A 14,995-nucleotide genomic window follows, 5' to 3' on the forward strand; every position below is an offset into this window, starting at 1 on the left:
ATACCCTCAGACAGGCTAGAAGGCTCCCCCAGTGGGGTTGTACGTGGCGGTGACGGTGCGGGTGTCGCCGTCGGTGCCGCCAGTGTCACTGCCAGAGTCAGGGCCGTCGGTGGTGGTGTCGTCGTCAAGCATGACGTCCTTGGGTGCCTCAGCCGGATCGGCGCCCTTGATCATCCAGATGATCGTCTCCAACTCCTCCGGCTTGACCAACACCTCGCGAGCCTTCGACCCCTCAGACGGGCCGACCACACCGCGAGATTCCATCAGGTCCATCAGGCGGCCAGCCTTGGCGAAACCGATACGCAACTTGCGCTGCAGCATCGACGTCGAACCCAGCTGGGAGGTCACCACCAGCTCGACGGCCTCGAGGAGGTCGTCCATGTCCTTACCGATGTCGTCGTCAATGACCTTGGCTTCCGCCTGCTTATCCTCCGTGACGCCCTCAACGTAGTCGGGTTCGTCCTGTTGGGACTTCGCAGCGTCGACAACCGCCTGGATCTCCTCGTCCGAAACGAACGCGCCCTGCATACGCTGCGGCTTGCCGGCACCCTGCGGGATGAACAAACCATCACCCATACCGATGAGCCTCTCGGCACCGCCCTGGTCGAGGATCACGCGAGAGTCCGTCAACGACGAGGTCGCAAACGCAAGACGCGACGGCACGTTCGTCTTAATCAGACCAGTCACCACATCCACGGACGGACGCTGGGTCGCAAGCACCAAGTGGATACCGGCCGCACGCGCCTTCTGCGTGATACGAACGATCGAGTCCTCGATTTCCTTCGGCGCCGTCATCATCAGGTCTGCCAACTCGTCGACAACACACACGATGAACGGGTACGGACGCATCTCACGCTCCGACCCCGGAGGGGCCGTCAGCTCACCAGAGCGCACCTTGCGGTTGAAGTCCTTGATATGGCGCACGCGCGCGGACTTCATGTCCATATAGCGCTGCTCCATCTCCTCCACCAACCACTGCAAGGCTGCGGCCGCCTTCTTCGGCTGAGTGATAATCGGCGTGATCAGGTGCGGGATACCCTCGTACGGGGTCAGTTCCACCATCTTCGGGTCCACCAAGATGAGGCGGACCTCCTCAGGGGTGGCGCGCGTGAGCAACGAGATGAGCATGGAGTTCACGAACGCTGACTTACCGGAACCCGTCGAACCGGCAACCAGCAGGTGCGGCATCTTCTGTACCGACGACGCGATGAAGTCGCCTTCGATGTCCTTGCCCAGACCGATGAGCATCGGATCGTCCTGCGACGCCACGTTCGGTGCGTCGAGCACGTCGCGCAGGCGCACCATTTCGCGGTCAGCGTTGGGTACCTCGATGCCGACGGCGGATTTGCCGGGGATCGGGGTGAGCAGGCGGACGTTGTCGGTGGCCACCGCATAGGCGAGGTTGGACTGCAGGTTGGTGATCTTGGAGACCTTCACACCTGGGCCAAGTTCGACCTCGTAACGGGTCACTGTCGGGCCGCGGGAGAAGCCGGTGACTTGTGCGTTGACGTTGAATTCTTCGAAGACATCGGTGATGGCTTCGATCATGCGGTCGTTGGCTTCGGTGCGCGTCTTCGGTGGGTTGCCGGGGATGAGCAAGTCGGTTGAGGGCAGGGTGTAGTCGCCCTGCGGGATCTTGCGTACCTGCTTCGGTGCCGGTGGTTGGGTTTCGGACTTTGGGGTGGTTGCAGGGATCTTGGAGGCGTCGATGCCGGAGCGTGCGGCGATGGCTTTCGCCATCTGCTCGCGCGAGGTCTCGACGGCATCGGGGGCCACTGCTTGTCGACGATCCGACGTCTCTTCCGGGCGCTCCAACACCTTCGTCTCGTTGGGGTTGTTGTCGGCGCGGGTCGTCTGCGCTGGTGCCGGCGCTGACGTCGGTGCGGGGCGACGCTTCGGACGAGGAACGACCGTGGTCGCCTCCGGTTCTGGTTCTGGTTCGGAGGTGTCGTCGGTGTCGTCGGTGTCGTTAAGGTCGTCGGCGAAGTCGAACAGGTCGTCGTCTTCGTCCTCGTTGGTGGGGTAACTCTCCATCGGCGTGCGCGGGCGGCGCGGACGAGGCATCAGACGTGGCGCTGGACGCGACGCGCGTGGGCGTGGGCGGTCGCGGCCTTCTGCAATGTCATCGAGGTCTGCGTCGACGTGCGAGTACGGGTCGTCGTCCTCATCGTCTTCTGCGTTGAGCATGCCGGTAACGAGGCCCTTGACGTAGTCGTAGGCCTCGCGCACCGTAATACCTGTCGCTTTGAGCGCACCGTACAGCACGATCAAGCCCAGCAGCGGCACGGCAACGAACGAGGAAAAACCAGCAGCGAGCAAACCACCGGTGAAGGCACCGATCGCGCCGCCAGCGATTCGGCGGTCTTCCCATGCCGAAGGGTTGCCGGCAAACACGTGGATGAGGCCAAGCATCGCCACTGCGATGATGCTGAAGCCCAGAGCGGCGCGTGCGCGAACCTCGTCGCTCGCGCGCACGTTAAGCATGAGCGCAATAGCGACGCCGACGAGCACGACCGGCAGGATCAGCGCACCCGCACCGATCAACCAATGGGTGCCGGTGGAGATCAAATCCCCGACCGGGCCCGCAACATCGAACCACACTGAGCCGCCGATGACGGCCGCGAGGCCGATCAGTACAAGACCCCATGCGTCGGCGTGGTGCTCGAAGGTGCTGGAACGCGGCGTGGGGTCGTCGTCACGCTGTTCGAGCTCGTCGTGGTCGTCGTACTGGTCGCGTCGCGGGCGACGGCGTGAGGTACTCAGATTCTCTTCTTCCTGCTCATGGTGGCGCGGCTCGCGCCGGAGAAACGAACCGACGCCGCGGGCTGCGGCGCCGAGGGAACTACCGACCACTTTGTACGCAGAGCCGACGCGCTCATCGGCAGTGTCGGCGGCCACGGTGGAAGAGGTCGGCGGGTGTGTCATCGACACCGGCCCGCCGTAGCGGGTGCCGTCCGCCGAGCGGCGTGAAGAAGACCGCGAGTTACGCGGTGCGGTGTTTTTGACAGACATGGGTGTAACTCTAACGCCTTAAGTCACATTTTCCCCATACGCCACACCAGAGGCGCGGTGTCAAGCGTTAAATCTTGACATCCAGACCATCGAGCGCTTCCAATGCGCCGGTCAGTTCAATCTCCGCAGCGTTGCGACCCGATACCCACAACAGCAATTCGCCGGGTGCCCCGCTGACGCGCACGACGTCGTCGCCACGCTGTGCCACCCCTGCCTTATCCCCGAGAGTCACCGGCGGCAGGTCCGGCGGTGTCAGAATCACGGGCGCTTGAGCCTTGCGCAACGTCATCGCGCCGAAGCGCTTCGCCAGCGCCAAAAGCTGCGCGTTCACCGTGCGAGAAAAGTCGCGCGGGCGCACCTCTCCCCCACCCCGGCGCACATCCTCGTGGTGAATAAAGTGCTCGGCAGTGTTCATTGCAGCATCGAACGGCTTGATCCACACCGGCGGGCCGGCCGCCCACTCGTTCACCACCTCGGTGTATGGGCGGGCCTTCACCTTTGAGGTTTCCTTCTCCGTCATACCCGACAGTGCGTCCACGAACATGCCCGGCAACGCCAAGGGCTTCGACTCGCGGATCAGCAGGTGTACGGCCAAGTCGAAGGTGTTCCACCCTTCGTTCAAGGTGGGCGCATCAGGGCCTACCTCAAGGAACAACTCGGCTAGACGTGAGCGTTCTCGTTGTGCAAAAGACATGCCAACGAGCATAGCCACGAGCCTTTAGAGCAGCTGCGCGCTCCGGAACACGCTAAAGAGATTCTGCTCGATATTGATGAACACTCGGAGTACAGGTGCGAACATCGCCCACGTCTTGTCAGTGGTCACGACCCGACCCGACGCGCCGTAACCCAAATCGGTGACCGTCTGCCCTTCGACGTAGCACCCCTGCATGCCACCTTTGTAGTGAGCGCACAGGATCTGGTCGCCGTCGAAACGACCCAGCACGCGAATCGCATCGTTATTAGCCGAGTAGTAGTCCTTATCACCAGGGCGCACAACGTCGTGGCTCATCCAGTATCCGGTGTAGCCCGGATCGTACGGAACCGGTGTCCCCTCCGGCAGCGGATGTGCTCGCTCGTCGGCAAGTGCAGGCGTGGCTGTGAGAAGGGTCGCGGTGGCGGTGAGTGCTACGAGTGACTTTTTCATACCTCTGAAATAGCAAAATCGGGGCCCGGCGTTACGGCCAGACCCCGATTTGGGGGTTAACGCAGCGAACTAGCGGGACTCGCGGGTAGCGGCGATTTCCTCCTCAGTCGCGATGTGGTTGTCGGACGACATCGGCACAACGGTCGGCAGGATCACAGGCTGACGCTTGTAGTTCTGCTCGATCGCGCGCGAGACCTTGCGGCGGATCTGCTGCACCATGCGGAACGGATCGTTCTCGCCTTCCGCAGCGAGGTCACCCATGACGGCTTCAACACCTTCGACGACCTTCTTGTTGAAGTCGCGGTCATCGTCGGAGTAGCCGGTCGTCGATACGCGAGGTGCTTCAAGGAGACGACCCGTGGCGTCGTCGATAACACAGGTAATCGACACGACACCGCCGGATGCCAGCGACGTACGATCCGCCAACACGTCCGGATCGACGTCACCCATGGTCACGCCGTCAACGTAGAGCTGGCCCACCTGGTACTGGCCGGCAACCTTGATGTTGCCCTTGTGCATATCGACGACAACACCATTCTGGGCAAGCGCCGTGTTATTCGGCTTCACACCAGTAGAGATCGCGAGCTCCTTGTTCGCGCGCATGTGACGCCATTCGCCGTGCACCGGCATAGCGTTGCGCGGGCGTGCAGCGTTGTACAGCGCAAGCAGCTCGCCAGCGTAGCCGTGGCCGGACGCGTGAACGTGCGCTTCAGCGTTGGTGATCACGTTCGCACCGATCTGGGCGAGGTTGTTAATCACCGCAAACACGGCCTCCTCGTTGCCCGGAATGAGCGAGGACGACAGGATGATCGTGTCGCCGTCATGGATGGTGATCTGACGGTGCTCGCGGCGAGACATGCGCGACAGTGCCGCCATCGGCTCACCCTGCGTACCCGTAGTGATCAGTACCGTCTTATGCGGGGCCATCTTCGCGGCTTCTTCGATCGGAATGATCGTGCCCTTCGGAGCCTTGAGCAGGTTCATCTTCTCCGCAATCTCCATGTTGCGGAGCATGGATCGGCCGTTGAAGGCAACCTTGCGGTTGTTGGCCACAGCGGCGTTGACCGCCATCTGCACACGTGCAACGTTGGAGGCGAACGAGGCAATGACAACGCGCTGGCGAGCATTACCGACGAGGCGGATCAGCGTCTCCTCAATACCCGCCTCAGAGGCGGAGATGCCCGGGATGGTGGCGTTGGTGGAGTCACACATGAACAGGTCGATGCCTTCGTCGCCAAGACGCGACAGGGCCGGCAGGTCGGTCGGCTTGCCGTCGTACGGGGTCTGGTCGACCTTGACGTCGCCGGTCATCACGACGTGGCCGGCACCGGTCTTGATGGACACGCCGAGGCACTCCGGAATGGAGTGGTTGACGTGCCAGAAGCGCAGGCGGAACGGGCCGACGGTGACCTCGGAGTCCTTGTTCACGTCGTTGAGCTTCGGACGCTGGCGGTGCTCCTGCGTCTTTGCCTTGATCAGGGCGTTGGTGAACTTGGACGAGTAGATCGGGATGTCGTGGCGCAGCTTCAGCAGCCACGGGATCGCACCGATGTGGTCTTCGTGGCCGTGGGTGACGATGAGCGCGTCGATCTTGTCCAGCTTGTTCTCAATCGGGCCGAAGTCCGGCAGGACCAGGTCCACGCCCGGCTCGTCGGAGTTCGGGAACAGCACGCCACAGTCCACGATGAGCAGACGGCCGTTGTATTCGAAGACCGTCATGTTGCGGCCGATTTCGGAAATACCACCGAGTGCGTAGATACGCAGGGTGTCCTTGGCCAGTTTCGGCGGGGCTGGCAAGCGCTTGGTCAGGTCGGCGCCTTGCATTCCCTTCACCGGGTTGCGACGACCGCCGCCCTGGTTGCCACCGCGACCACGGCCACGGCGACGGTTTCGGCTGCTGCCACCACCGTTGCCGCCACCACCGTTGTTGCCGCCGTTACCACCACGGTTGCCGCGCGGCCTTTCGCCGCCATTGCGACCACCGTCGCGACCGCCATCACGGCCCGCGTCGCCGCCATTATCGGCGGTGTTCTTCTGTGCGTTTGTGTCCGGGGTCTCCGGAGCTTGGAAGACCGGCTGTTGATCAGCCGGTTCCGGGGGTCCTGCCTTGCGCGTCACCTTACGGGCGCGGTTGCGGGGTTCGTTCATATTTATAGGACTCCAGCCTGTTTCATATCTTCTTGGAGCCGCTTGACCTGCTCGGCTGTCGCTGGTGCGACAGGCAGGCGCGGGTCTCCCACTTCGATGCCCTGCAGTCGCAGAGCTGCTTTTGCAAATGTCACGCCACCCAGCTCGGCCTGCTGCCGTGCGAGGACGTTGAGTACGTTGGCGTTGATTTCCCGTGCGCGGGTGAGGTCGCCGGCCTCGAATGCGTCCACGAGTCCCCGCAGCGCTTGTGGTGCTGCGTGTCCGACGACGGAGATAACTCCGGTTGCGCCGAGTGTGAGCCAGGGCAGGTTGAGCGGGTCGTCGCCTGAGTACCACGCCAGGCCTGTCTCTTGGATAAGGCCTGCGGCTTCGAAGAGGTCGCCGCGGGCGTCTTTCATTGCCTGAATGTTGTCGACCTCGGCGAGTTCGCGGATCGATTCGGCAGTGATGGGGATCCCGGAGCGTCCCGGGATGTCGTAGAGGCAGACGGGCAGGTCGGTTGCGGCTGCGATTGCTTTGAAGTGCGCGACTACTCCGGCCTGTGAGGGCTTGGAGTAGTACGGGGTGACTGCGAGCAGGGCGTCTGCGCCCGCGTCTGCAGCTTGTTGCGCCAGCGTGACTGCATGGCGGGTGTTGTTGGAGCCGGCTCCAGCGACGATTCTTGCGTTGGTGCCAACTTCTTCGCGCACTGCTTTGAGCAGCTCAACTTTTTCTTCTGCGCTGGTTGTTGGGGATTCGCCGGTGGTTCCGGCGAGGACGAGTGTGTCGATTCCGTTTTCTACAAGGTGGGCAGCAAGCCGACGTCCTGCGGCGAGGTCGAGGTTGCCGTCGGAATCAAACGGCGTAACCATGGCGACGCAGACGGTGCCGAATGTGTTGGCACCTGTATCAACTTTGCATGATGAGCCCATGAGCAAGAAGAATACCTCCTATTGACACGTATGTGCTTATCGACGTTCCCCTGCCGCCAAATCTTCAAACACCAAGGGTGCTTCCGGCTGGAGCACATCGAGGCACGCGCGTGCGATCATTCTGATTTCTTTGTCTTCATATTTTCCGCTGTGCTTCTCGACGAAACCACGCCACGCCCCGTACGACCCTGTGATTACCAGTTGCGTTGCGGTGGCTAAGGGCTGAAGCAAGCGTGCTGCTTCGGCGGCTCGTTTGCGCCGAGAGAGCAGGTTGGGGTCGTCGACAAGCACGTGCTCGAGGCCGTCGAGGAGTTCTTGGCGGATGAATGCAATGTGTTCGATGGCGGTGTCAAACAGGTTGACGAGGTCCTCGTCTTCCGCGATGAGGTGTGGGACGACCGCGCCGTCGTCGTCACGCAGGCTCACCGCGAAACCGGGGTGTGCACGGATGATTTTTGCCGCGGCGCGCGATACCCCGTACACGTGGAGGGTGGCGCTGGCGTGGGCGAGAAGGTCGGTGCGGTCGTCGTCGATAAGCCTGCGCAGCACTGTTTCGGCGTCGTGGGACGACATTGCGGCGTGCGCGATAACCGCCTCTGCGTCGGTGACATCGGTGCCGCCTGCGGGGCGGGTGTTGCGCAGGGCGGTTGCGGCGACGAGTTCGGCACGCATTTAGAGCCCGAGGTACTCGTCGAGGCCGATCGTCAGACCTGGACGGTTGGCCACTTCGCGCACACCAGTCAAAACACCTGGGACGAAGGATTCACGGCCGTAAGAGTCCTGACGGATGGTCAGTGACTGATCGGTGGTGCCGAAAATGACCTCTTCGTGCGCGACCATGCCCTGCATGCGTACCGCGTGGACAGGCACACCGTCGACATCGGCGCCGCGGGAGCCGTCGAGTGCTTGCTCGGTCGCGTCCGGCATCGCGTCCATACCGGCTTCCTTGCGGGCCTGTGCAATCCCCTGCGCTGTCTTGACCGCGGTGCCGCTCGGCGCGTCGAGTTTGTTCGGGTGGTGGAACTCGACGACCTCCGCCGACTCGAAGAATGGCGCCGCCTGGCGGGCAAACGCCATGGTGAGTACCGCAGAGATGGCGAAGTTCGGGGCGATGAGCACGCCGACGCCCTCGTTGGCGGCGCACCAGTCGCGGACCTGCTGGTAGCGGGCATCGTCGAAGCCAGTCGTGCCAACAACGCAGTGGATGCCGTTGTTAATGCAGAACTCCAGGTTGTCCATCACCGCGTTCGGGGTGGTGAAATCGACGATGACGTCGACGCCTTCGTCGACAAGCGTTTGCAGCGAGTCCCCCTTGTTGATCTCCGCCGCCAGCTCGAGATCGTCCACCTTCTTCACCCCGGCGACGACTGCCGAGCCGACCTTGCCCTGTGCGCCAAGCACTCCAACCTTGATCATGTGCATCCTTTCTTTCGCTCGCCCGCAATGGTAGCGCCACCTAAGCTGGGCGACTATGAAACGCCACACGACACTACTTATCCCGGGTGCCATTGCGGCGCTGCTGCTCGGCGCGTGCTCTGCGGACAACGACGCCGACACCGACGCCAGTACCGACGCCACCGTTACAGCACCAACGTCGCAGAGCACGACCGCTACCTCGAGCGAAGCGGCGACGACCACTGACGTCTCCCCTGCCGCAGCAGCTGCCCCCGTAGAGCCCCCCACCAAAGATGGGTTCTCGCTCGAAGACACACACATCCAGTCCGAGCAACTCGCCGAGATGATGATCGAAGACGTGCGTGCTGGTTCGCACGAGGGATACGACCGCCTCGTAGTGGAACTGTCTGGCACCGGTTCGCCGAGCGTGATCGCCGGGTACGACACCGACCCGCGCCAGCAGGCTTCCGGGCTCCCACTGAAACCCGCCGGTAATGCGTACTTCACGCTGATCATCCAGGGTGTGCCGCTAAGCATGTCTGCAGATGAGGCAGTCTTGGCTAAGTCCAGCCCTGCCGGCGTGGCGGACGGCAGCATCACGGAGATCGCGGACGGCGGCGTGTTCGAAGCGGACGCCCAGTACGTTGTCGGTTTGGACAAGCAGCGCCCGTACAAGCTCAGCGTGCTTGAAAACCCGACCCGCATCGTCGTGGACTTTCAGAAGTAATGAACGCCACATCGTGGCTTGGGCTCGCCTTCGTCATCGGGGTGAGTGTCCTTGGGTTGTTCGTCTTGTGGCGCAAGTTGCGCGAGATTCAGCGCAGCGATCTTGACGACGACGCCAAGCGCCGCTGGGGCCTTCTTTTCGGTATCTCGCCGCTTGTCGGATTGTTTACGTGGAATCGTCGCGAAGAATTGCTCGGCCATCGTGACGATTCGGAAGAAACTTCCAGTGAGACAGGTCAATGGACAGCGTGATTGTGTTACGCTTCACACCATGCCAAAGCCGCAGCCATCCGATAGCTTCGACGACCTGCTCGACGGCAGTGTCAAAACCGGTAAGCGCGACGTAAAACGCGCACCGCTCGGCCCTGACTCGCTGCTGTGGAAATGGGGCGCCGACAACCGCATTCAACTCCTGCGCGGCTACACCGGCGTGCTGCAGAATATGCACCCAGCCATCGGCCAGTCACTGCTGGACCACTCGAAGTTTTTCGAGGAGCCCTTCGCACGCCTCGAGCGCTCCACCCCACAAATCATCGCGTCGATTTACGACGACCAGGACGTGATCGGTAAACAAATCCGCGATTACCACGTAGATATCAAGGGCAAGCTCCGCGACGGCAAGCGCTACCACTCGCTCAACCCAGAAACCTACTGGTGGGCACACGCAACATTCGTCTACCGTGTCATCCTCGCTCAGGAACTGTTCGGGACCCCGTTTACCCACGCGGAGAAGGACCAGATCGTGCGCGAAGGCGTGACCTGGTGGGACTTGTACGGCCTGTCCGAGCGCCCTGTCATTGACAACTACGACGACCTGATCGCCTACATCGAAGAGATGGAAGACACTGTGCTTGAGCGCAACGATACGGTCGATTTCGCGCTGCGTACCGCCCGCGTCGAACCGGTGAAGGCACCGGATGGTGTCCCCGAGGCTGTGTGGAAGGTCATCTGGAAGCCGATCATGCGCAGCGTGATTTGGCTGACGGTGGGCACGCTCAACGACAAGGAGCGCCAGATCCTCGACCTCGACTGGACGCACCGCGACCAGCGCCGCTTCAACCGAATCGCAAGGTTTATCCGCGGTGTGTTCAAGATCCTGCCTGAGGACAAGCGCTACATGGAGCCAGGGCGCTCGCTGATGATCAAAAACGGCATGATCTCCGGCAAGTACAAGGAACCGAAACTGATCACCCCGTACTCTCCGAAGAGCCAAGACGCAACGTCCGGCGGTTGCCCCGTCTAGCATCGGCGTTATGCTGCCAAAACGCCTCCGCGAACAACCACTGCCCGCACACCTTCAGAGCGAGCTCGTCGCCCTGACGACGAACCACGGCGGCGAGGTGATCTCCGTCGCATCTCCGCTTATCGACGAGCCCCTCGGCACCGTCCCCGCAGGCACCACAGACGACGTGGATGAGGCGTTTCGCCGCGCCCGTGTGGCGCAGCGTGCGTGGGCGGAGCGCAGCCTGGCGGATCGCACCGCGGTGTTCGACGCGTTCCATTCGCTGGTCTACCGGCACCGCGACGTGCTGGCGGACATCGTGCAGCTCGAGACCGGCAAGGACCGAACGGCAGCGTTCGACGAAGTGCTCGACGTGCTCAATAATGCCCGGTACTACGCCCGCAACGCAGCAACGTTTCTGGCAGAGAAACGACGCCCGGGTGCTCTACCTCTGCTGACCCGTGCGCGGGAGCAACGCATCCCCGTCGGTGTTGTCGGCCAGATCAGTCCGTGGAACTACCCGCTTTCCCTGGCTATTTCTGATGCCATCCCGGCTCTTATCGCTGGCAACGCTGTAGTGGCGAAGCCGGATTGGAAGACGCCGTTTTCGTGTCTCGTCGTCAAGCAACTGCTCGTGGAGGCTGGCCTTCCAGCGGACGTGTTCCAAATCGTGACAGGCTCCGGCCAAAAAGTCGGCGGTGCGATAGCCGAGCGGTGCGACTACCTGATGTTCACCGGCTCCACCGCCACGGGCAAGAAACTGGGCCGCACTGTCGGCGAACGGCTCATCGGCTATTCCGCGGAACTCGGCGGCAAAAACACGATGATCGTCGCGCCGGACGCCGACGTACAAAAGCACGCGCGCACAATGGCTATCGCGTGCTTCTCCAACGCGGGTCAGTTGTGTGTGTCCATCGAACGCATCTACGTCCACACAGACATTTACGACGACTTCCTGCACGCGTTCACCCACTCCACCGAATCACTCACCTTGGGCAAGGGACTGAACTGGGACTATGACATGGGCTCGCTTATCGACGACACCCAGCTCAAACGGGTGCAGACCTACGTCGACGACGCCGTAGCGAAGGGTGCACGGGTGGTCACCGGTGGCACACCTCGCCCAGATGTTGGTCCTCTCCACTTCGCGCCTACCGTTCTCGCAGACCTACCCGCTGACGCGAACCTGCGTGAGGAAGAGGTGTTCGGCCCCGTCGTGTATGTCCAGCGTGTGGGCAGCGTCGATGAGGCGATCGATCTGGCCAACGCCCTCCCCTACGGACTTAACGCCTCCGTGTTTGCATCCCCGCACACCGCCTGGGAGATCGCGCGCCGCGTTGAAGCCGGCAGCGTGACGATCAACGACGGCTACGCCGCTACATGGGGCTCGATGGCAACCCCGCTGGGCGGGGTAAAGGAATCCGGGATGGGCCGGCGCCACGGACGCGACGGGATGACCAAGTACACCGAGGTGAAAAACATCGCACAGCAACGCATCGTGACTATGCGCGGCCCACACGCAATGCCGAAGAGGCTCTACGGCCCGCTCATGACCTCGGCACTGGCGCTTGGCAAAAGGTTGCGTCTTCTGCCCTAGCAAGACAAAACGGGCGCTTCCCCAACTGGGAAGCGCCCATAATGTTTGCGAAAAACTACGCGTTATCCTCCACCGGGACAAGCGAGATCTTGCCACGGTTATCGATGTCGCGGATCTCAACCTCGACCTTGTCGCCGACGTTGATGACGTCCTCGACCTTCTCCACACGGGTGTTACCACCCAGGTTGGAGATGTGGATCAGGCCATCGGTGCCCGGGGTGATGGACACGAACGCGCCGAACGCCACGGTCTTGACCACGGTGCCCAGGTAGCGCTCGCCCACCTTCGGCATCTGCGGGTTCGCGATCGCATTGACCTTCTCAATCGCGGCGTCGGCAGCCTCACCAGAGGTGGCGGAGACGAACACGGTGCCATCGTCCTCGATGGAGATGTCTGCGCCGGTGTCCTCGGTGATCTGGTTGATGGTCTTGCCCTTCGGGCCGATCAGCTCGCCGATCTTGGATACCGGGATCTTCACAGTGGTGATCTTCGGTGCGAGCGGGTTCATCTCGTCCGGGCCGTCGATGACCTCAGCCATGGTGTCCAGGATGGCCTCGCGGGCGTCGCGGGCCTGGTTCAGCGCATCTGCAAGAACGCTGGACGGAATGCCGTCGAGCTTGGTGTCTAGCTGCAGAGCGGTGATGAACTCGCGGGTACCGGCGACCTTAAAGTCCATGTCGCCGAACGCGTCTTCGGCACCGAGGATGTCGGTCAACGCAACGTATTCGGTTTCACCGTTGACCTCGCCGGAGACCAGACCCATCGCGATACCCGCAACCGGTGCTGCCAGCGGCACACCAGCGTTGTACAGCGACAGCGTGGAAGCACACACGGATCCCATCGAGGTCGAGCCGTTAGAACCGAGCGCCTCGGAAACCTGACGGATCGTGTACGGGAACGCCTCACGCGAAGGGATCACCGGCTCAAGGGCACGCTCGGCGAGCGCACCGTGGCCGATTTCGCGGCGCTTCGGAGAGCCGACGCGTCCGGTTTCACCAGTGGAGTACGGCGGGAAGTTGTAGTGGTGGATGTAGCGCTTGGACTCTTCCGGGTGCAACGAGTCGAGGTGCTGCTCCATCTTCAGCATGTCCAGGGTGGTCACGCCGAGAATCTGGGTCTCGCCACGCTCGAACAACGCAGAGCCGTGGGCACGCGGGATGAGCTCCACCTCGACGCCGAGGTCGCGGATATCGGTCACGCCGCGGCCGTCGATACGGAAGCCCTCGGTGAGGATCTTCTCGCGCACGATCTGCTTCTGCAGTGCGTTGTACGCGGCGCGGATTTCCTTCGATGCTGCGTCGCGCTCCTCGCGCTCGTCATCGTCGATATCGAAGGAGTCGAACAGATCTTCCTCGATGTCTTCCATGTACTCGTTGGTGGCGTTCTCACGCTCAGCCTTCGATGCAATGGTCATCAGCTTGGCCAGCTTCTTCGCGGCCTTCTTCTCAACGGCCTTGAACACCTTCTCGGAGTACGCCGGGAAGAGCGGGAATTCCTTCTGCTCGGTGGAAACCTCGCTGGTAAGCGCACGCTGCGCACGGCACAGGGTCTCGATGTAAGGCTTGGCTGCCTCGAGGCCTTCTGCAACGGTCTTCTCAGTCGGGGCTGGGTAGCCCTTCTTGATCTGCTCGACCACGTTCACGCCGGCGCCTGCCTCCACCATCATGATGGCGACATCTTCCTCGGTCTTGCGGCCACGCTTACGCTCAACCATGCGGCCAGCAACGACCATTTCGAACAGGCAACGCTCGTGCTGCTCATAGTTCGGGAATGCGACCCACTGGCCCTCGGGGTGCTTATCGTCGGCAAGCAGTGCCATGCGCACGCCACCAACCGGTCCGGACACCGGCAGGCCGGAAAGCTGCGTCGCGGCGGACGCGCCGTTGATCGCGACAACGTCGTAGTACTCCTCCGGGTGCTGCGACAGCACCGTGATGACAACCTGAACCTCGTTGCGCAGGCCCTTAACAAAGGTCGGGCGCAGCGGGCGGTCGATCAGACGGCACGCCAGGATCGCCTGGGTGGACGGGCGGCCCTCGCGACGGAAGAACGAACCCGGGATCTTGCCCGCGGCGTACATGCGCTCTTCAACGTCGACGGTCAGCGGGAAGAAGTCGAATCCTTCGCGCGGCTGGTTGGATGCGGTGGTGGTGGCCAGCATCATGGTCTCTTCGTCGAGGTACGTGGTGACGGAACCGTCGGCCTGGCGCGCGAGCTGGCCGGTCTCGAAACGAATGGTGCGGGTGCCGAAGTCGCCGTTATCCAGCGTGGCAACCGCTTCGGTGACGCCGAAATCTTCATCGACGTGGACATCAAACGAGTTGTTTGGCTTAAAGTTGCGCAAAAGATCCCTCTCCTTCGAAGGCGTGTTGGCGATCATCGGTGCCGCCATGTCATAGGTGTTCTTGCAACGGCCAGCAATAATAGCAAAAAACGCCCCACCGCGCAGGTGAGGCGTTATTTTTTGCGCTATTGCTTAGCGACGAAGACCCAGACGGGCAATGAGATCACGGTAGCGATCAACATTGTTCTCGCGCAGGTACTTCAGCAGACCACGACGACGACCGACGAGCAGCAGCAGACCACGACGGGAGTGGTGATCGTGCTGGTGGTCCTTGAGGTGCTCGGTCAGGTTGTTGATGCGCTCGGTCAGCAGCGCAACCTGTGCCTCGGTGGAGCCGGTGTCGGTCTCGTGGATGCCGTACTCCTTGAGGATTTCGGCCTTCTTCTCAGTGGACAGTGCCATGAGGTGCTCCTTGGTTGTTTCAGTTCGCGTTCTACGGAAAAAGTCTGTGCTGCACCGCAACTGCCGCGAACCACAGTCGGCTGGCGCAAGACCT

13 protein-coding genes are annotated in these 14,995 nt (G+C 62.2%); 4 read left to right on the plus strand and 9 right to left on the minus strand.

What is annotated here, in order from left to right:
- Positions 1-15: 15 nt before the first annotated feature.
- The 7 genes from HMPREF2690_RS05045 to dapB form a co-directional block, all read right to left on the minus strand.
- On the minus strand, positions 16-3,012 hold the full coding sequence (locus tag HMPREF2690_RS05045) for an FtsK/SpoIIIE family DNA translocase (protein ID WP_070483843.1): 2,997 nt from the start codon (positions 3,010-3,012) through the stop codon (positions 16-18).
- 67 nt (positions 3,013-3,079) lie between these two features.
- Positions 3,080-3,706 (minus strand): TIGR03085 family metal-binding protein, encoded by a 627-nt coding sequence (locus tag HMPREF2690_RS05050; RefSeq protein WP_083292016.1) that lies wholly within the window; start codon positions 3,704-3,706, stop codon positions 3,080-3,082.
- Between the two features lie 24 nt (positions 3,707-3,730).
- Positions 3,731-4,156, minus strand: coding sequence for a hypothetical protein (locus tag HMPREF2690_RS05055; RefSeq protein ID WP_070771421.1), 426 nt, complete (start codon positions 4,154-4,156; stop codon positions 3,731-3,733).
- A 69-nt stretch (positions 4,157-4,225) separates the two neighbouring features.
- A complete protein-coding gene (locus tag HMPREF2690_RS05060; RefSeq protein WP_070422305.1) occupies positions 4,226-6,304 on the minus strand; it encodes a ribonuclease J in 2,079 nt (692 codons plus the stop codon).
- A 2-nt stretch (positions 6,305-6,306) separates the two neighbouring features.
- Positions 6,307-7,215 (minus strand): 4-hydroxy-tetrahydrodipicolinate synthase, encoded by a 909-nt coding sequence (gene dapA, locus HMPREF2690_RS05065; protein ID WP_070820316.1) that lies wholly within the window; start codon positions 7,213-7,215, stop codon positions 6,307-6,309.
- A 36-nt stretch (positions 7,216-7,251) separates the two neighbouring features.
- Positions 7,252-7,887, minus strand: coding sequence for an FAD-dependent thymidylate synthase (locus tag HMPREF2690_RS05070; protein WP_070820317.1), 636 nt, complete (start codon positions 7,885-7,887; stop codon positions 7,252-7,254).
- Positions 7,888-8,631: a 4-hydroxy-tetrahydrodipicolinate reductase gene (gene dapB, locus HMPREF2690_RS05075; protein WP_070816278.1), complete on the minus strand. Its 744-nt coding sequence runs from the start codon at positions 8,629-8,631 to the stop codon at positions 7,888-7,890.
- A gap of 55 nt (positions 8,632-8,686) precedes the next feature.
- Here dapB and HMPREF2690_RS05080 point away from each other — a divergent pair, with 55 nt between their 5' ends.
- From HMPREF2690_RS05080 to HMPREF2690_RS05095, 4 genes are read left to right on the plus strand one after another with little or no spacing between them, the layout of a single operon-like run.
- Positions 8,687-9,337: an AMIN-like domain-containing (lipo)protein gene (locus HMPREF2690_RS05080; protein WP_070820318.1), complete on the plus strand. Its 651-nt coding sequence runs from the start codon at positions 8,687-8,689 to the stop codon at positions 9,335-9,337.
- A complete protein-coding gene (locus HMPREF2690_RS12150) occupies positions 9,337-9,588 on the plus strand; it encodes a hypothetical protein (RefSeq protein ID WP_070820319.1) in 252 nt (83 codons plus the stop codon). Before HMPREF2690_RS05080 ends, HMPREF2690_RS12150 begins: the two co-directional genes overlap by 1 nt.
- A 19-nt stretch (positions 9,589-9,607) precedes the next feature.
- Positions 9,608-10,579 (plus strand): oxygenase MpaB family protein, encoded by a 972-nt coding sequence (locus tag HMPREF2690_RS05090; protein ID WP_070816281.1) that lies wholly within the window; start codon positions 9,608-9,610, stop codon positions 10,577-10,579.
- 10 nt (positions 10,580-10,589) lie between these two features.
- Positions 10,590-12,155: a succinic semialdehyde dehydrogenase gene (locus HMPREF2690_RS05095; protein ID WP_141761204.1), complete on the plus strand. Its 1,566-nt coding sequence runs from the start codon at positions 10,590-10,592 to the stop codon at positions 12,153-12,155.
- A 55-nt stretch (positions 12,156-12,210) separates the two neighbouring features.
- Here HMPREF2690_RS05095 and HMPREF2690_RS05100 read toward each other — a convergent pair whose 3' ends face one another.
- Positions 12,211-14,535 carry a polyribonucleotide nucleotidyltransferase gene (locus HMPREF2690_RS05100; RefSeq protein WP_070422398.1) on the minus strand — a complete coding sequence of 775 codons (2,325 nt, stop codon included), beginning with the start codon at positions 14,533-14,535 and terminating at the stop codon, positions 12,211-12,213.
- A gap of 96 nt (positions 14,536-14,631) precedes the next feature.
- The gene (gene rpsO, locus HMPREF2690_RS05105) at positions 14,632-14,901 is read right to left on the minus strand and encodes a 30S ribosomal protein S15 (RefSeq protein WP_070569980.1); all 270 of its coding nucleotides are present in this window, start codon (positions 14,899-14,901) and stop codon (positions 14,632-14,634) included.
- Between the last annotated feature and the right edge of the window lie 94 nt (positions 14,902-14,995).

Origin of the sequence: Corynebacterium sp. HMSC034E11 (assembly GCF_001835905.1) — a bacterium.
GTDB classification, from domain to species: domain Bacteria; phylum Actinomycetota; class Actinomycetes; order Mycobacteriales; family Mycobacteriaceae; genus Corynebacterium; species Corynebacterium coyleae.